At 52.3% G+C, this 18132-nt stretch carries 15 protein-coding genes and 1 pseudogene; 10 read left to right on the forward strand and 6 right to left on the reverse strand.

Features of this window, described 5'->3' with window-relative positions; translation table 11 throughout:
- The first annotated feature begins 332 nt into the window (after positions 1-332).
- Positions 333-587, forward strand: coding sequence for a hypothetical protein (locus O0S10_RS07840; protein WP_268922714.1), 255 nt, complete (start codon positions 333-335; stop codon positions 585-587).
- Between the two features lie 261 nt (positions 588-848).
- On the opposite strand, the gene O0S10_RS07845 is transcribed toward O0S10_RS07840, so the two are convergent.
- Complete coding sequence (locus O0S10_RS07845) at positions 849-2555, reverse strand: AMP-binding protein (RefSeq protein ID WP_268925329.1); 1707 nt, start codon at positions 2553-2555, stop codon at positions 849-851.
- Between the two features lie 205 nt (positions 2556-2760).
- On the opposite strand from O0S10_RS07845, the gene O0S10_RS07850 reads away from it, so the two are divergent.
- From O0S10_RS07850 to O0S10_RS07870, 5 genes are all read left to right on the forward strand, one after another.
- Positions 2761-3081: a hypothetical protein gene (locus tag O0S10_RS07850; RefSeq protein ID WP_268925330.1), complete on the forward strand. Its 321-nt coding sequence runs from the start codon at positions 2761-2763 to the stop codon at positions 3079-3081.
- Positions 3082-3257: 176 nt separating this feature from the next.
- Complete coding sequence (locus O0S10_RS07855; RefSeq protein ID WP_268925331.1) at positions 3258-3779, forward strand: nucleotide exchange factor GrpE; 522 nt, start codon at positions 3258-3260, stop codon at positions 3777-3779.
- 91 nt (positions 3780-3870) lie between these two features.
- Positions 3871-5697: a molecular chaperone DnaK gene (gene dnaK / locus O0S10_RS07860; protein ID WP_425438311.1), complete on the forward strand. Its 1827-nt coding sequence runs from the start codon at positions 3871-3873 to the stop codon at positions 5695-5697.
- A gap of 25 nt (positions 5698-5722) precedes the next feature.
- Positions 5723-6883, forward strand: a complete 1161-nt coding sequence (gene dnaJ / locus O0S10_RS07865; protein WP_268925333.1) for a molecular chaperone DnaJ — start codon at positions 5723-5725, stop codon at positions 6881-6883.
- A gap of 313 nt (positions 6884-7196) precedes the next feature.
- On the forward strand, positions 7197-8108 hold the full coding sequence (locus O0S10_RS07870) for a PEGA domain-containing protein (RefSeq protein WP_268925334.1): 912 nt from the start codon (positions 7197-7199) through the stop codon (positions 8106-8108).
- A 71-nt stretch (positions 8109-8179) separates the two neighbouring features.
- Here O0S10_RS07870 and O0S10_RS07875 read toward each other — a convergent pair whose 3' ends face one another.
- From O0S10_RS07875 to O0S10_RS10510, 4 genes are read right to left on the reverse strand one after another with little or no spacing between them, the layout of a single operon-like run.
- Positions 8180-8851 (reverse strand): phosphate signaling complex PhoU family protein, encoded by a 672-nt coding sequence (locus O0S10_RS07875; protein ID WP_268925335.1) that lies wholly within the window; start codon positions 8849-8851, stop codon positions 8180-8182.
- A complete protein-coding gene (pstB, locus tag O0S10_RS07880; RefSeq protein ID WP_268925336.1) occupies positions 8852-9601 on the reverse strand; it encodes a phosphate ABC transporter ATP-binding protein PstB in 750 nt (249 codons plus the stop codon).
- Between the two features lie 3 nt (positions 9602-9604).
- Entirely contained in the window at positions 9605-11521 is a 1917-nt protein-coding gene (gene pstA / locus O0S10_RS07885; RefSeq protein ID WP_268925337.1) for a phosphate ABC transporter permease PstA, read from the reverse strand.
- A 31-nt stretch (positions 11522-11552) separates the two neighbouring features.
- Positions 11553-13157, reverse strand: a complete 1605-nt coding sequence (locus O0S10_RS10510) for a phosphate ABC transporter substrate-binding protein (RefSeq protein ID WP_338148563.1) — start codon at positions 13155-13157, stop codon at positions 11553-11555.
- A gap of 206 nt (positions 13158-13363) precedes the next feature.
- Between O0S10_RS10510 and O0S10_RS07900 the strand changes: the two genes are divergently transcribed.
- Positions 13364-14374 carry a phosphate signaling complex PhoU family protein gene (locus tag O0S10_RS07900; RefSeq protein ID WP_268925338.1) on the forward strand — a complete coding sequence of 337 codons (1011 nt, stop codon included), beginning with the start codon at positions 13364-13366 and terminating at the stop codon, positions 14372-14374.
- Between the two features lie 73 nt (positions 14375-14447).
- Positions 14448-15692, forward strand: a complete 1245-nt coding sequence (locus tag O0S10_RS07905) for an MFS transporter (protein WP_268925339.1) — start codon at positions 14448-14450, stop codon at positions 15690-15692.
- A 519-nt stretch (positions 15693-16211) separates the two neighbouring features.
- Here the strand turns inward: O0S10_RS07905 and O0S10_RS07910 are convergent.
- Positions 16212-16496: pseudogene (locus O0S10_RS07910) on the reverse strand (TrmB family transcriptional regulator); the annotation flags it as partial.
- A 455-nt stretch (positions 16497-16951) separates the two neighbouring features.
- Here O0S10_RS07910 and O0S10_RS07915 point away from each other — a divergent pair.
- Positions 16952-17614 carry a YczE/YyaS/YitT family protein gene (locus tag O0S10_RS07915; protein ID WP_483869630.1) on the forward strand — a complete coding sequence of 221 codons (663 nt, stop codon included), beginning with the start codon at positions 16952-16954 and terminating at the stop codon, positions 17612-17614.
- Between the two features lie 103 nt (positions 17615-17717).
- On the forward strand, positions 17718-18035 hold the full coding sequence (locus O0S10_RS07920; RefSeq protein WP_268925340.1) for a hypothetical protein: 318 nt from the start codon (positions 17718-17720) through the stop codon (positions 18033-18035).
- The last annotated feature ends 97 nt before the right edge of the window (positions 18036-18132 follow it).

Genomic DNA, 18132 nt, shown 5'->3' on the forward strand with positions numbered 1-18132 from the left:
GCCACAGCGAAAAAAACAGAGCCGGACCTCACAGACAGTTTGGCCACGCTATGGGGCCGGCATCATCCGTTTTTTCCCGGAAAGTATCCAACAGATCGAAAACTCTTCCGACTATCCCTCCCTGCCACGTACCCTGCATCGCAAACACACGACATACATTGTATCATCAACCGGAGTACACAACCTGCCGGTACTTCAGGTATGCATCCTGTATCAAAAATAACTGGCGGCGTAATGTACCTCAAACTGTTCCATACATCCGCCATCTGTTCCAAAATGGAACAAATTTGACAAGAATTAATATATTCCACAAAATAGTATGATTATCCGGAATGAGAAAAGGGAGTTTGTCTGCCGCAAAAAACAAACGGATCAAAGTCTATGCACGCCTGACGCCGGAGGCCTATGCACTCTTCGAAGAGATTGCTCTCTCCCGCGGCGACACCTCCGTAGCCAGCATCGTCACCGAAGCCTGCGAAGAATTTTCCCGCGAATATCAGACCCAAGCACTCCGGCGTGCCATCCATGACTCCCCCGAATACAAAAAACTCGAACAAAGGGTCAAACGCATGCTCGGATACGAATAACCCGCACGCTGCCGGAACATCTCTATTCGGCAGTACATCTTTCTTCATCAGCTACCCACATATCGCAGGCTGAAATATTACGGGCACTGACAAACGACCGCAGCCAATACCCGAAAAAAGGTACAACATCTCTCTGTCCAAACCACGTATTCCCCTGTCACATCCATTATAGTATACGGACAATGCCGGAGTACCGAAGCATCAGAGAGGACACACGTACCCCCCGCTGCCAACAAAAATGCTGCACAAAAAAGAAAACAATTATGGTGACCCGGAATCCGACTCCGGATCATTATGGTGGAGAGCCTGATACCGCTTCATCTCGCGGTCACGCAGCTCAACCCTCCGCACCTTACCCGAGATCGTCTTCGGCAGATCCTCCACGAACTCAACCGCACGCGGATACTTATACGGTGCAGTCGTCTTCTTCACATGATTCTGAAGTTCCTTCACCAGCTCATCCGACGGCTTCCAGCCGTCCTTCAGGATCACAAACGCCTTCACGATCACCCCGCGAATCGGATCCGGACTGCCCACAACCGCAGACTCCTTCACTGCCGGATGCTCAATCAGTGCAGACTCCACCTCGCTTGGACCAATCCGGTATCCCGAACTCTTAATGATATCATCATCGCGGCCCATGAACCAGAAGTAACCCTCCTCATCCTTCACCGCCTTATCACCCGTATAATACCAGCCGTTCACAAACACCGAAGACGTCGCCTCGGGATTATCCAGATACTCCTTAAAGAGACCCACCGGACTGGGATCCTGCGTCTTGATCGCAATCTTCCCCTCCTCACCGGCCGGCACCTCATTGCCCTCCTCATCATGCAGCTGCACGCACCATCCCGGCGCAGGCTTCCCGATCGACCCCGGCTTATTCGGAATACACGGGAACGTCCCGATAACCATCACCGTCTCCGTCTGACCATACGCCTCATAGATCGTCTTGCCGGTCGCCTCCTCCCAGACACGGGTAACCTCAGGATTCAGCGCCTCTCCTGCCGACACACAGTGCCGCAGCTCGGAGAAATCAAACGCCGCAAGATCCGCCAGGATCAGCATCCGGTAAATCGTCGGCGGCGCACAAAACGTCGTAATCTCATACTTCTGAATCAGCGGCAGAAGCTCGGTTGCATTAAACTTCCCGCGGTAATCATACACAAACACACAAGCACCCTGTACCCATGGCCCGTAAAACTTACCCCAGGATGATTTGCCCCATCCCGTATCCGCAACCGTAAAGTGCAGATCAGTCTCCGTCAGATCATACCAGAACCGGCCCGTCACAATATGCCCCAGCGGATAGGCATGCGTATGCAGAACCATCTTCGGTTCGCCGGTCGTTCCCGACGAAAAGAAAATCAGCATCGGATCGGTTGCCTTCGTACGGATACTTCGTGCCAGCGGAATCAGCTTCGTGGACGCAGGTGCCGGGTGGACAAGCTCCGTCTGATAATTAATCCATCCGGGCAGCCCGCCGTCCGTCAGAAACTTCACCTGAAGTGTCGGACACTCGGACAGGATCTCCTCAATTTTCCAGGAGTTTTCCATATCCGTCACAATCATCTTGAACTTGCCCTGATTAATACGGTACTTCAGGTCGTGCGGAGTAAGAATACAGGGAGACGGACAAAACACAGCACCGATCTTAATTGCTGCAATCGCAAAGGTCCACCATTCCGGAACCCGCGGCAGCAGAATCATCACACGGTCGCCCTTGCCGATGTTCTGCTTAAACATCATATTTGCAATCTGATTGGACAGATTCATCATATGGCGGAAAGTAAAGTACTTCTCCTCTCCTTTCTGATTTGTCCAGATCATAGCGAGCTTGTTTCTGTCTTTCTTCGCCCATGCATCGACTACGTCGAACCCGAAGTTGTAATACTCCGGCACGGCAATAGAAAACGTGGAATAGGTTTCCTCGTAATCTGTCATATTGTGTGCTGCCGTTTCGGTCATGCGGTAGTACCATTGATCGTCAGGGGGGATAAACTCTCGTGAAACTCTGACTTTGTTCCAAAACCTGGGCTAAGACGCTTACTGGATGAGTAAGAATTTTTCCGAACAAAAAATGATTTCCGGTTTCGGGATGTTTGGTACGTAGATTTCTTTGGAATAACCAACGGGAAAACATTTATGCAGAATCGATACCGATACAAACATCATGGGAAAAACGATCCGCAGGCTCTGGATAGCAGTTGCCACCTGCTGTTTTCTTGCGGTATTTGCCGCCGACGTTCTCCTCAGCTCGCTCTTTGAAACCTACGGTATGCCGATAGTTGATGCCGCCATCCTCAAAATGCATACCTACGAAGGATCGCCCCTGCAAACCATTCCCGCAGAACACGTCAACACCTTCCGCGGCTGGCTGCACTTCCTCTTCCCCGTCACCACCGCAGTTGCCCTTGCTGTCCTCTGCTGGAAACTCGGAAAACTCTACCGGAAAAAAGATCCTGACACCGATCCGGATAAACCTGTATCATAAGATCCTCTTCGCGCTCCCTTACCATTGGTAACTGTCGTTTTGATCTGAATTTTTGGAATTCGCGTGTAAACATCTTCATTTGCAAAACTACCAAATATCCGCAAACACACCTGAAACAAATATTTATATAGAACCGCAATACAAATAATTAGTTGTATAAGTATCAGGTAATTACCATGGAGAAAAAAACGAAAACCCCGGCAGAAGAAAAACCGGCGGCAGAGGAAACTCCGGTGACTACCGTTGAAGAGACTCCGGTTGATCCGGTTACCGAACTCACCAGAAAATATGATGAGCTCAACGACCGGTATCTCCGTCTCGTCGCAGAGTTTGAAAATTACAAAAAACGCACCCAGCGTGATGCAGAAAACACCGTTCGCTACGCGAACGAAAAGTTTGCCCGCGACATGCTTGACGTTTTAGACAACTTCGAACGTGCACTCAAAGGCAGTGACGACGATCTCCGGTCAGGACTGGAACAGATACACAAACTGTATACCTCCGTCCTTTCCCGCAACGGTGTAGAACCCATGAATGCCGAAGGATCCCAGTTTGACCCGAACCGGCACGAAGCAGTTGCCCACATCCCGTCCGACTCGCCCGAAGGCACCGTCATCGACGAAGCAATACGCGGCTACACCATGCATGACAAAGTGCTCCGTCATGCAAAAGTTGCCGTATCACGTGGAAACGAATGAATACTTCACAAAGGTGAATCAATTGGCAGATAAAATCAGTAACAAAGTAATTGGAATCGACCTTGGAACAACCAACTCCTGTCTTGCCGTCATGGAAGGCGGAAGCCCGATCGTCATTGCAAACGCGGAAGGATTCCGGACTACGCCGTCCGTCGTCGGCTTCTCCAAAGACGGCGAGCGTCTCGTCGGCAACGTTGCAAAACGTCAGGCAATCACCAACCCGGGACGAACCATCAGTTCGATTAAACGGCACATGGGTACCGACTATCACGTTGACATTGACGGCAAGAAGTACTCCCCGCAGGAAATCTCCGCAATGATTCTGCAGAAGCTCAAGATGGATGCGGAAGCATATCTCGGAGAAAAAGTCCAGAAAGCAGTCATCACCGTCCCGGCATACTTCAATGATGCACAGCGTCAGGCAACCAAAGACGCAGGAAAGATCGCAGGCCTTGAGGTTCTTCGTATCATCAACGAACCAACCGCATCCGCTCTTGCCTACGGACTGGAGAAAGAGAACGAAGTAACCGTTCTCGTCTATGACCTTGGCGGAGGAACATTCGATGTCTCCATCCTGACCCTTGACGACGGTCTCTTCGAAGTCAAGGCAACCGCCGGAAACAACCGTCTCGGCGGTGACGACTTTGACCAGAGAGTTATCGACTACCTCGCCGACGAGTTCAAGAAGAAGGAAGGCGTTGACCTCAGAAAGGACCCGGTCGCCATGCAGCGGTTAAAGGACGCAGCCGAAAAGGCAAAGATCGAACTTTCGTCCTTACAGAAGGCAAACATCAACCTGCCGTACATCACCGCAGACGCTTCCGGTCCGAAACACCTTGACATTGATCTGACCCGGGCAAAGTTCGAGCAGCTCATCGACGACCTCGTCCAGAAGACGGTCGAGCCGGTCAAACAGGCATTAAGCGATGCAGGCCTCTCCGCATCCGATATTGACCATGTGCTTCTTGTCGGCGGTTCCACCCGTGTACCGGTCGTTGTTGACACCGTCAGAAAACTCCTCGGCAAAGAACCGGACAAGAACATCAATCCGGACGAGTGTGTTGCGCTCGGTGCAGCCGTGCAGGGTGCTGTTCTGACCGGCGAGACCAAAGACGTCGTGCTTCTCGACGTGACCCCGCTGACCCTCGGCATTGAAACGCTCGGCGGTATTGCAACCAAACTCATCGAGAGAAACACCACCATTCCGACTCGAAAGAGCCAGATCTTCAGTACGGCAGCTGATAACCAGACCTCCGTTGAGATCCATGTCGTGCAGGGAGAGCGTCAGTTCGCCCGCGACAACTTCAGTCTCGGCAAGTTCCAGCTGACCGGTATCCCGCCGGCACCACGCGGAATGCCGCAGATTGAGGTGACGTTTGATATCGATGCAAACGGTATCGTTCACGTCTCTGCAAAGGATCTCGGAACCGGTCATGAGCAGTCGATGACCATCACCGGCAGAAAGGATCTCAACAGTGATGAGATCGACAAGATGGTCAACGATGCAAAGCAGTATGAGGAAGAGGACAAGAAGCGCCGCGAAGAGATTGAGCTGCGCAACAACGCAGACAACGCTGTCTATGCCGCAGAAAAACTCGTGAATGACAAAGAGACCGCCGACAAGATCGAGGCTGAGGATAAGGAAAATATCGAGAAGGCCGCAGGCGAACTCAAAGAGGTGCTGGCAAAAGAAGACGCGGCAACCGAGGACATCAAAGCAAAGATGGATGCTCTGCAGGAGGTTGTGTTTGCGGTGACCTCGAAGATGTATCAGAAAGTTCAGCAGGAACAGCAGGCCGCGGCGGGCGCAGCAGGCGCAAACGCGGGCTGTGACGGAACCTGCGGCGGCGACTGTGATGCAGGTGCCAAGCAGGATGACAACGTGGTTGACGCGGACTACGAAGTGAAGAAGGACTAAACCCCTTCTTTTCAGGTGAATGACAATGGGTTCGGAATCGTACTATGATGTCTTGGGTGTTCCCCGCAATGCGACGGAGACGGACATCAAAAAGGCATACCGGAACCTCGCCAAGAAGTATCACCCTGACGTCTGTAAGGAAGCAGGCGCCGAGGAGAAGTTCAAGTCGATCAATGAGGCGTATGCGGTGCTGTCGGATGAGTCAAAGCGCCGCCAGTACGATCAGCTGGGACATGAGAACTTTACGAATGCGTCGAAGGGAAGCTACGGCGGAGGCCCGGGCGGTGCAGGGTTTAATGCCGATTTCTCCGGGTTCGGAGATATCTTTGATTCGTTCTTCGGCGGTGGCGGACGGCGTTCCGGCCCCCGTCAGGGTGATGATCTTCTGATGCGTATTCAGATCAGTCTTGAGGATGCGGTCTTTGGTGCGCAGAAGGAGATCGAGGTGATGCACACCGAGCAGTGTCCGGACTGTGACGGAACGGGCAGTTCGACGAAGAAGACCACGACATGCCCGAAGTGCGGCGGAACCGGTCAGATCAAGCAGGTCAGAAATTCGATCTTCGGCCAGATGGTGACGGCTGCCCCGTGTCCGAACTGCGGAGGCCGCGGAAAGATTCCGGAGTCAGTGTGCCGGAAATGTAACGGTACCGGCAGAACGAAGGTTCGGCGAAAAGTCACGGTGCACGTCCCTCCGGGTATTGAATCCGGGATGCGTCTGCGGATGGAGGGCTATGGCGAGGCCGGAGATTACGGGGCGTCGAACGGAGATCTCTATATTGAAGTCCGCGTGATGCCAAACTCGCGGTTCGATCGCGAGGATGATAATCTGGTGACGCAGTATGAGATTACACCTGCCCAGGCGGCTCTTGGCTGCGAGGTTCTGATCGAGACGCTGGATAAGAAGAAGGTGTCGCTGAAGGTTCCGGCAGGAATTTCCTACGGAACGCGTCTGCGGATTCCGGGTGAGGGTGTCAGGAGACGCGGTAATTTCGGAAGTCTTCTGGTGCGGATTGTAATTGCAACGCCGAAGAAGCTCTCCGCAACCGAGCGGGAGCTGTATGAGCAGCTTCTTGCAGCGGAAGGGAATGCATCGAAGACGAAGGACGCAAAAGAGCCGAAGAGTTCTCCCGGGTCGGATGCACCGAAGGATGAGAAGAAAAAGAAGCGCGGCTTCTTTAAATAATACTTTTTTTAGAATTTTCAATCTGTAGCGGTAGTTTTCGGAGGTTGTATTGCCTGCTGCCGTCGGGTCCGTATACATCTGCGGGAGAGATGATTGACGTACAGTCCGGAGATCAGGATTTGGTATAGTAGGGAGATTGTTCCCTGCCATCGCAGATCTCTTTTCCCACCACGATGTTGGATATGTTCCCCTCTCTTGTACAACTGTGTTTTGCCGGCGGTCCGGGAAGAAAGGTGCAGAGCTGTGTCCGTCAGAAAATATATAGCCTCCCGAATGAAAGAAAAGAGATATTCAAACGAAGTGTGTGACTCCGATGAAATACCAGAAACTAATCCTCTGCATCCTTGCAGTACTCCTCCTTGCCGGATTCTGCTGCATGCCGGCAGCAGCCTGGCATTCAAACACCGACATAAAAGTATCTCCGTCCGGCATACTCATGCCGGGAGATACGGTGACAGCTGAACTTGAAATCACTATTTTGCGGGAGTTTCCTACAGATCACCAGTTGTACCTGACCACGGATCTCTCTGATGCAAAGTGGACCTGTGAAATTACTCACGTAGAGGGAACGCCTCTTACCACGCTTCAGCGTACCGGGAAATACTACTCCATAAACGGATTCATTCTCTCCTACTCCCACGAAATTATTGCAACTATCACCCTGACCGGAACCGTCCCTCCAAACACCGTTGGTGATGAACTCAGTCTCCTCAGCGCCGAGGAAAATACCGGAAAAGTTGTCATCTCCACCGCGGAAAAGAAAGTCGTAATCGGATCATCAGCCGCTACGGCAACACCAACCAGAACACCAACGCAGACCCAGACCGCAACGGCAACTCCGACTGCCACGGCCACCGCAGTTCCGACCACAACCCCCACGCCGAAACCGACACCAACCGTTGCAACCCTTATCGTCTCTTCCAATCCGTCCGGGGCCAATATCTTTATCGACAACAACTACAAAGGCTTCACCCCCACCACCCAGACCGAAATTGCGCCGGGGACTCATGTAGTTCTTCTGAAAAAAGAGGGATACCTTGACGACGAACAGACGATCAAATTCGAGGCCGGCACGACATACGAGATCAGCTTCGTCCTCTCCAAAGAAGCAAAGGCTTCCGAAGTCTTTGTGGATCTTATCAAACAGTATCCGACTATAGCACTCATCGGCGTTATCATCATCGGATTCGGCGTTCTTGCACTGCTTATCCGGCGGAAACGCTGATCTTTTTAGTATTATTTTTCGGATACACGCCGGGGACAGATCGCGTATCCACCAAAAAAAAGTGATCCGTATCAGCCTATCCGGCTGATACCATCAATCGACGTCCGCTTGCCGGTCTGCATATAATAGACCTTCTCACCCATCCGGCAGGCATGATCCGCACACCGTTCCAGATACCGGTTGATCATATGATAGGCACTGCACTGCGGAACAACCGAAACATACTGCCCCATTGCCGTAACACAGTCATCATAGATGACCGTATACATTTCGTCAACGGATTTCTCCATAGTGGAAAGCGACCCGAGTGGTTCAATCTCGCCTGTTGCAAAACAGTTGTACACAATCTCCAGCATCGAATTGGTTACGTCGCCCATTTCCGTAATCTCTTTTGCAATCGGTGTAACATGTTCACGATCCGTAAACTGTGCAATAAGTTCGCCGATGTCTTTTCCGTAGCGGCCGACACGCTCGGACGAGGTAATCATATCCAGACTGCAGGCAATAATACGGAGATCGGTTGCCATCGGCTGATTCAGTGCAATCAGCAGTACGCCCCGTTCGTTCAGCAGATCATACTGACTTGCAATATACTCTTTCTGCCGGACAACATCGGCGGCAATCTCGCGATCAATCGTTTCAAAGGCCATCAGGGAATTTTTCAGCATGCCTAAGGCGAAACGGCCATACCAGTTTACCTGATCTTTGTAGGAACCCAGTTCCAGATGAAAATACTCGTTCATTTAACCAAACCTTCCGGTTACATAGCGTTCGGTCAGCTCTTCTGCGGGGTTGGAGAATATCTTTTTCGTCTCGTCCACCTCTACCAGTTTGCCGAGATACATAAAGCCGGTCGTGTCGCTGACACGGGCGGCCTGCTGCATGTTGTGGGTGACGATGATCACGGTGTACTTCTCCTTCAGATCCGTAATCAGTGTTTCAATCTTTGAGGTTGCAATCGGATCCAGTGCTGAACAGGGTTCGTCCATGAGAATGATTTCAGGGCTTACCGCAAGTGTTCGTGCGATGCAGAGACGCTGCTGTTGTCCTCCGGAAAGTCCGAGAGCCGAGTCGTGCAGCCGGTCTTTGACCTCGTCCCAAAGGGCTGCCCCTTTCAGACTGTTCTCCACAATTGCGTCAAGTTTGCCGGAGTCACGTTCGCCATGGGCACGGGGGCCGTAGGCAATGTTGTCGTAGATAGATTTCGGGAACGGGTTTGGCCGCTGAAAGACCATGCCGATCTGTTTCCGCAGTTCGACCGGGTCGGCGTCCAGAATATTTGCGTCCCGGAAGAGAATTTCTCCGGTGATTTTGCAGGAAGGGATAAGATCGTTCATCCGGTTCAAGCAGCGGAGAAGTGTAGACTTTCCGCAACCGGACGGGCCGATAAGGGCAGTGACCTTCTTTTCTTCAAACGGGAAGTCCACGTCAAAGAGTGCCTGTTTTGAACCGTATGAAAGGTTCAGATGTTGTGTCTGAATAACGCTTGTCATAATTTATCTCAGAAGTTTTTGTTGGAAGTGTCTGCGCAGGAGAATTGCCGCAAGATAGATTACCATTACCAGGACAATCAGCACAACGGCAGTTCCGTACTGCTGGGCAGTCGCGCCCGGTACACTGGTCGAAAGAACATACAGGTGGAACGGCAGTGCCATAACAGGGTCAGAGACGTCCATGGTGACGAACCGTTTCGTAAATACCACTGCCGTGAACATGATTGGTGCGGTTTCCCCTGCGGCTCTGCCGATGGAGAGAATTGCACCGGTGAGAACACCGGGGGCAGCAGACGGCAGGACGACTTTGCGGATCGTCTGCCATTTGGTTGCGCCAAGACCAAGGGATGCTTCACGGAGTGCATTCGGTACGGATTTTAGTGCTTCTTCGGTGGTTCTGACAATGGTCGGCAGAATCATTAAGGCAAGACAGATCTGACCGGCGAGCATACAGATACCCCAGTTGAGATAGATCACGAAGAAGGCAAATCCGAACAGGCCGAACACGATGGAAGGGGTTCCGTTTAAGAGATCGTTTCCGGTCCGCAGGGCACGGGTCAGGAGGTTTTCCCGTGAGTACTCGATTAAGTAAATCGCCGCACCGATTCCTATCGGGAGTGCGACAAGTATTGCACCGCCCACCAGCTGCAGGGTTCCGATAATTGCCGGATAAATTCCTCCGGCACGGCCAAGGTCGCTCGGGCTTTGGGTGAGGAACTCCCACGTGATTGCAGGCAGACCGTTTGAGAAGATATCCAGCAGGATGATGGCAAGGATCAGAATGACGGCGGCGGTGCAGGCATAGATGACACCAAACGAACTCAGTTCGGCAATCCGGTGGGATATTTTTGCCCGGCCGAAGTACCAGACGGCAATGAGTGCTGCTATGATCACTGCCGAGAGGATGCCGAGAGCTGCTGCAAGGAAGCAGAAGAATGCCACACCGATTACCGCAAGGGCGAAAAGTTTGAGCCTTTTTCTGCTTTCGGCGGAGAGACGCGGTTCAGTCCGCCTCCCGGTCTGTGTCCGTTTGATAATCCAGGCGGATGCAAGGTTTACGATGAGGGCAATTATCAGCAGAATGACGGCGACGCCGAAGAGGGCGTAGTAGTGCATGGTGCCGGTTGCAACCTCGGCCATTTCGATACCAAGGGTTGCGGTCAGGGTTCTGACCGGCGAAAGAACGTTCCAGATGGGTTCAGGGATGATTGCGGCGTTTCCGGCAACCATCATGACCGCCATGGTTTCACCGATTGCCCGGCCCATACCAAGTACGATCGCTGCGGAAATTCCGGATGCGGCGGCGGGCAGGAGAACACGGGAGATGGTGTGCCAGTAGGTTGCGCCCAGACCGAGGGATGCTTCTTTGTAGTCTTTGGGAACAGCAAACAGTGCATCTTCGGAGACGGAGACTATTGTCGGCAGTGCCATGATTCCCAGGATGACCGAGGCGGCAAGCCAGGAGAAACCGCTGGGAATGTCAAGAGTTGTCCGCAGAAAGTTGCAGAGAACCACCATGCCGAAGAAACCATACACGACTGACGGAATTCCGGCAAGGAGTTCGATGATTGGTTTTACTGCGTCGCGGATCTTTGGCGGGGCAAGGTAGGAGAGGTACACGGCAGTGGCGAGACCTAAGGGAATAGCGAAGATCAGTGCCCCCAGGGTGACAAGCAGTGTGTCAATAATTAATGCGGCAACGCCGTAGGAGGGGAGGGAGCCGGTCGGGTTCCAGTTCGTGTTGAATAAGAATTCAAAAATTCCCACTTCGGTAAAGGCGGGAAGAGCAGTATAGATCAGATAACCGAGGATGAATACAACGGCAGCAGCCGATATCAAAGCGGTAAGCAGCCAGATGGATCTGATAATTTTTTCCCGCATAACCCGATTGCGGGCTACGATATTTGTGTGTTCTGTCATTGTTCCCTCGAAAAAAAAGATGGTTGATTGTTTATGCGACCGGGACGAATCCGTTGTCGCTTAAGATTTTCTGGCCTTCGGCGGAGAGGATGAAGTCAAGGTAACTCTTTGCAAGACCGGTTGGTTCACCGTCGGTGATCATGAGGAGCGGACGGTTGATGGTGTAGGTGCCGTCAATTACGGTGGCGACCGAGGGCTTGACGCCGTCGATGGTGAATGCTTTGACGGTGTTGTCCACGTACTCAAGGGAGACGTAGCCGATTGCGCCGGGAGTCTGGGCGACGCTCTGCTGAACGGCTCCGTTGGAGTTGAGTTCCTGCATGGTCTTTGCGGCGTCTTCTTTGTTTAAGACGAACTCGGTGAAGAATTCCCGGGTTCCGGAGGCACTGTCACGTCCGACGAGGACGATTGTTGTGTCTGATCCGCCGACTTCTTTCCAGTTGGTGATCTTGCCCTGATAGATGTCTTTGACCTGGGCAAGGGTGAGGGCGGAGACGCTGTTGGACGGGTGGGCGATGATGGCGATTCCGTCACGTCCGATGATATATTCTTTGAAGTTGTGGCCTTCCTTTTCGGAGGATTTCAGGTCACGGGACAGCATGCCGATGTCAGCAGTTCCGGAGGAGACGGTGGTTACCCCGACGCCGGAGCCGCCGCCGCTGATCTGGATGTCAGCGTTTGCATGGTTTTTCATGTATACTTCGGCTACTGCCTGGGCAACGGGAAGGACGGTGGTGGATCCCGCAAGGGAGATTGTGCCGGAGACGTCGCCTGTAGATGTGCTGCTGCCGCTGACCGGAACAAAGCCGTTGTCGCTTAAGATTTTCTGGCCTTCGGCAGAGAGGATGAAGTCAAGGTAACTCTTTGCAAGACCGGTTGGTTCCCCGTCGGTGATCATGAGGAGCGGACGGTTGATGGTGTAGGTGCCGTCAATGACGGTGGCGACTGAGGGCTTGACGCCGTCGATGGGGAATGCTTTGACGGTGTTGTCCACGTACTCAAGGGAGACGTAACCGATTGCACCGGGAGTCTGGGCGACGCTCTGCTGAACGGCTCCGTTGGAGTTGAGTTCCTGCATGGTCTTTGCGGCGTCTTCTTTGTTTAAGACGAACTCGGTGAAGAATTCCCGGGTTCCGGAGGCACTGTCACGTCCGACGAGGACGATTGTTGTGTCTGATCCGCCGACTTCTTTCCAGTTGGTGATCTTGCCCTGATAGATGTCTTTGACCTGGGCAAGGGTGAGGGCGGAGACGCTGTTGGACGGGTGGGCGATGATGGCGATTCCGTCACGTCCGATGATATATTCTTTGAAGTTGTGGCCTTCCTTTTCGGAGGATTTCAGGTCACGGGACAGCATGCCGATGTCAGCAGTTCCGGAGGAGATAGTGGTTACTCCGACGCCGGAGCCGCCGCCGCTGATCTGGATGTCAGCGTTTGCATGATTTTTCATGTATACTTCGGCTACTGCCTGGGCAACAGGAAGTACAGTCGTGGAGCCGGCAACCGAGATGGTTCCGGTAGTCCCGGACGGGGTGTCAGTGTTGACACATCCAGCCGAGAGGACGGCAAGAGCGAGGACGGCGACTGCAAAGATTGCAGCGAGACCTGCTTTGTTGAAGCGTTTTGAGCTACGCATACTAATTACACCCGGAAGATTGACGTTGTTGTTTGTCAGCTTCCGCTCATTTGGTTGTGGATTATCAGGTATAGTGGTGATCGACATAGTCTCTGGTTATCTCTATCTTCACAATTTTCACGCAGAGTTTCTATACATCTATTGAGTATATAGAGAATATGTGGGTGTCAATAAATATTGGCTGTGACATATAGTATGAAAGATCTATGGAAATTCGGAAAGTGCAGGTTACCGGGGGGTCATCGTATGTGATTTCTCTGCCGAAAGGCTGGATACGCCAGCAGAAGATTGAGAAGAATGATCCGGTCGGGGTGATTACGCAGGCGGACGGGACACTTCTGCTGACGCCGAATCTGACGTATGACAGTACGATCCGGATTAAGGAGTTTTCTCTGAAGGAGTATCCGGTTCCGGATATGCTGCTCAGATCCCTGATTGGTGCATATATTTCCGGGTTTACGACGATTCGTGTTACGTCTGCGGGGAGGATTCCGCCGAAGGTGCGGCAGGTGGTACGCAAGTTTACGCAGATGACGATCGGTCAGGAGGTTGCGGAGGAGAGTGATAATAGTATTATTCTGAAGGATATTCTGAATCCGTCCGAGATGCCGTTTGAGAATACGATTCGCCGGATGTATGTGATTGTGAAGGCGATGCATGAGGATGCATTGTATGCACTTGAGCAGGGACGCCGCGAGCTTGCGGAGGATGTGGCTGCACGTGATACGGATGTGGATCGCCTGCACTGGCTGATACACCGGCAGTTTTCTCTGATTGTGACAAATCCTGCGCTGTCACGAAGGATGGAGATTGCACCGGCAAAGGCGGCGACGTATTATCAGATTTCCCGGATTATTGAGCGGGTGGGGGATCATGCGGTGGCGATTTCGGAGGCGGCGCTGGTGCTGATTGATATGCGGGTGGATCATACGGTTGTTGCGAAGGTGACGAAGGCGGGGGAGGCATCGCTGGATATTTTCAACCGGAGTATTAAGGCGATTTATGCGAACAGCATTCCGGAGGCGAATGCGATTATTGCAGCGGCGGATGATCTGCTGCCGGAGTATCATACGCTGTCGGCGACGACACAGAAGATGAAGGTGAAGGAGGCTGTTGCGATGACGACGATTGCAAACAGTATGCACAGGATTAGTGAGTACAGTTCGGATATTGCGGAGATTCTGATTAATCAGATGGTCGGGGCGGATTCTTCCTGAGGTTTTTCTTTTTTTGGTGTCATTGGAAAAAGTGACAGTATTCCTTTATAGGAAATTACATGAATAATTATGGATGAAGAAACAATTTTCAGACGATGCGGCAGCGTCATGTCCGGCAAATCAGGGCCGGTCATCCTTCTGCCCGACAAAGTGGACACTTGTTTTTCTCCTGTTGTCTTCGACGCTGATTTTGATGGGAGGTGCGGCGGTTGCTCCGGCACTTCCTTCGATCAGTGCGGCGTTTCCGGATGCATCCGAAACGATGGTGTCTTTGATTATTACCCTGCCGTCCCTTGCGGTGGCACTGACCGGTTTTCTTCTTGGTGCGTTTTCTGATCGGATTGGGAGACTGCCGGTTCTGATCGGATCGATTCTGCTGTTTACGGTTGCGGGGACGTCGGGATATTATCTTGATAGTCTTGAGGCTATTCTTGTCGGCCGGTTTATAGTGGGTATTGGTATCGGAGGGATTACGACGACAATTACGTCACTGATTGCCGAGTATTATTCGGGGATTACCCGGACAAAAGTTCTCGGATATCAGGCAGGTGCTATGGGTATTGGTGCGCTGATTCTTGAAACCGGCGGAGGTTTTCTGGCTGGTGTGTCCTGGCGGATATCCTTTTTGATCTATCTTATCGGCGCGGTTATTCTGATCGGTATTTTTCTGACGATGCGTGAGCCGAAGCGGGAATGCGTTCCGTATCAGAGTGAGCCGGGCAATCCGAGTGCTGCTGCGGTACTGAGTGTGACGGAGCTTGCGATCCTGTATGTGACGCTGTTTCTGGGTGTTGCGTTGTTTTTCCTGATGCCGACAAAACTTCCGTATCTTCTCTCGGGTCTGCTGGGCAGTGATGCTGCAATAATAAGCGGGGTTATTCTTGGATTGATGGGAGTTGCCTCGATGGTGGCTTCGGTGAATGTCTGGAGGATTGTCCGGAGGGTGAACCGGCAGGTTGTGATTGGTCTGGCATTTGTGTGTATGGCGGCAGGGATGCTGCTGCTTGGGGTGGTGTCAGATCTGGTACCTGTTGTTGCTGCGGTTGCGGTGATTGGGTTCGGGAATGGTCTTTTGATGCCGAGTATTACGATGTGGCTTTCCGAGATTGTGCCGATGCCGGTTATGGGTAAGGCGACAGGGGGATTTTCTGTTTCCCTGAACCTGGGTAATTTTTCGTCAAGTCTGCTTGCGGTTCCGCTGCTGATTGTTGTTGGTACGTATGCTGGTCTGTTTGCGGTTTGTGGTGTTGCGGCTCTTGGGATTGGTGTGATCATTGTCGGGAGTTTCTGGTTCCGGCGAAGAAAGGTGTCTGTCTGATGCGGAGATGAGATCTTTGAGGATTTTTCTGGCGAAGTAATCGTTTCGCGGGTCGTTCGGGATGAAGATTCCTTCAACTCCGTCATTTTTTGCATGAATGAAGAGTGATTCACGCCGGTCGGCGATGATGGTGAGCTGGTCGGTGTCGGTGTTGTTTTGGAAGATTCCTTCTTCGAGGTCTTTTTTTCCGGTGTACCAGGTTCTGGGTGTTTCTCCGGATGCGGGATGCCGGCCGGTGACGAGATAGACGGCGGCGCGTTTGCGGGCGGCGGTGAGGAGGGGGGTGTATTCGTTGAGGAGGGAGGGGTCACGGCAGAGAAGAATGAGTTCGTTTTTTACCCGTCCAAGGATCATCTGAATCTGGTGGGTGACGGCGTAGGTGGTGTGGAGTTCGTATGCCCGCATGGATGGGTTTTCCGGGTCATGTGCAAGGGTTGCGAGGCCGCTGCCCAGTTCTTCGAGTTCGGTGAGTGTCTGACGTCTGATGCGTTCGAAGGTTGCGGTAATGTCGGTGACATGGTAGCGGGCGGGGCGGCCGCTGAGGAGGACGACGTATCCTTCCTGAATGAGGGAGGAGAGGGTGTCATATACGCGGGTTCGCGGGATGCGGGTGACTTCATGGAGTTCACGGGCGGTTGCAACGCGGAGTGTGGATAAGGCGATGTAGATTTTTGCTTCGTATTCCCCCATGCCGATTTTGGTGAGACGGGTGATGAGTTCCTGTGTGCTTAAGGGGGAGGGGGACATGATGAGGATATTTCTGTTTTGGGAGTTTAAGAGAGTTGTCACTTTTTTGAATGACATAGTTCCGGGTCTGATGCGGGCGGGCGGGGAGGAGTATATTCTATCTGCTGAGGATTCAACTATTTGTAACCGGTATGCCGGTTACAAAAATCTCAATAGGAAATGCCGAAAATTAAAAATAAACAAGAATCCAAAGGTTTCACAAAATTTGTAACCGCTGTAACCGCAAAATTCGTACTGTGTACAAGAATCTGATAAAAACTTGGAGCACAGTACCAAACCATCGGTTACAAAAATAAAAAAAACGCCGAAAACAAATTTGAATCCGAAACAGACTAACTAATAAACTCAGATTTGTAACCGCACCCATCGGTTACAAAATGAGATATGCAGCAGAGTGCTGCGAAGCAGGGAGTATGAGGGAGCGGTGTGTGTTCTGTGTATTCCCTGGTTATTCTCTGTGGAAAAAAACCAGGCCTGGAATACCAATTCCCAAATACTTTTGCCGCAAATAGATATCCACGCAACCGAAGTCAGTTTATTTCAAATTAGCCCGGAGATATGGGGTTTTTATTTTCGGGCTGTTTATTATGGCGACAGGGATTGCCCTGTCGATTCGTGCGGATATGGGGATTACGCCGATCTCGAGTCTGCCGTATGTGGTGAGTCTCGGGGTGCCGCTGACGGTGGGGATGCTGACGATTCTGCTGCATGCGGGTTTTCTGTTGATTGAGTTTCTGTTGATGCCGCGGGAGTTTGAGGCGATCCAGTTGTTGCAGCTGGGGGCTGCGGTGGTGTTCGGGGTGTTTATTGATCTGGTGCTCGCGGGTCTCGGGTGGCTGGTTCCGGTCAGTTATCCGGAGCAGGTGCTGCTTGTGGTGCTGAGCTGTGTGCTGCTGGGTGTCGGGATTTGTTTTGAGGTGGCGCCGAATGTGCTGATGATGGCAAGTGAGGGTATGCTGACGGCAGCTGTCCGCAGGTTTCACGGGGAGTTCGGGACCGCGAAGGTTGTGCTGGATGTGAGTCTGGTGGTTGTTTCTCTTGTGCTGTCGCTCGCGATGTTTTCGACGGTGTACGGTATCCGGGAGGGGACGGTGATTGCGGCGGTGCTGGTGGGTATCTTTGTGAAGCTGTTCAAGCTGCCGGTGTACGCGGCGGCGCGGCGGATCATCGGCTGAAAGAATTTTTTTGCGGGGTACTGAATCCTCTTATAGGAGGATTCAGGGGGAGATGCATTTTTCAGGTAGGGCAGGCAGGAATGCCGGAGGATTTTGAGGGTTAATGGAGGAAACCGATTGTTTTCCGGTTGTCCGATGGAATCCTTCGCGGGGTTTTGTTCCTGAGATGGGTTCGGGGTTTTTTTGGTGTGTGGTTTCGCTTGGAGTAACCACGGAAAACACAGACTCCACGGAATTCCACGGAAAAAAAACACAGAATACCGCCGCTTCGCGGCTTACGGAATACACGGAAAGAATCTATGTACTGGAATCTGGCGGCAGTACCCGCCTGTGGCGATGTGTTCGAGAGTTTTTTGCGGTTGTTGATTTAGCAGGTATTTTTTCTGGAAGCTGTTGGTGGGTGAGTGGTGGCCGGGCATGATGAAAGGAAAACGCAGATAACGCAGATGTGCCTGACGGCACAGCTTCGCTCATCGCATTTGCTCTTCGTCGCTCGCCTTCCCGTCCGAGCGGACGGG

It is taken from the genome of Methanocorpusculum petauri (genome assembly GCF_026891975.1).
GTDB lineage: Archaea > Halobacteriota > Methanomicrobia > Methanomicrobiales > Methanocorpusculaceae > Methanocorpusculum > Methanocorpusculum petauri.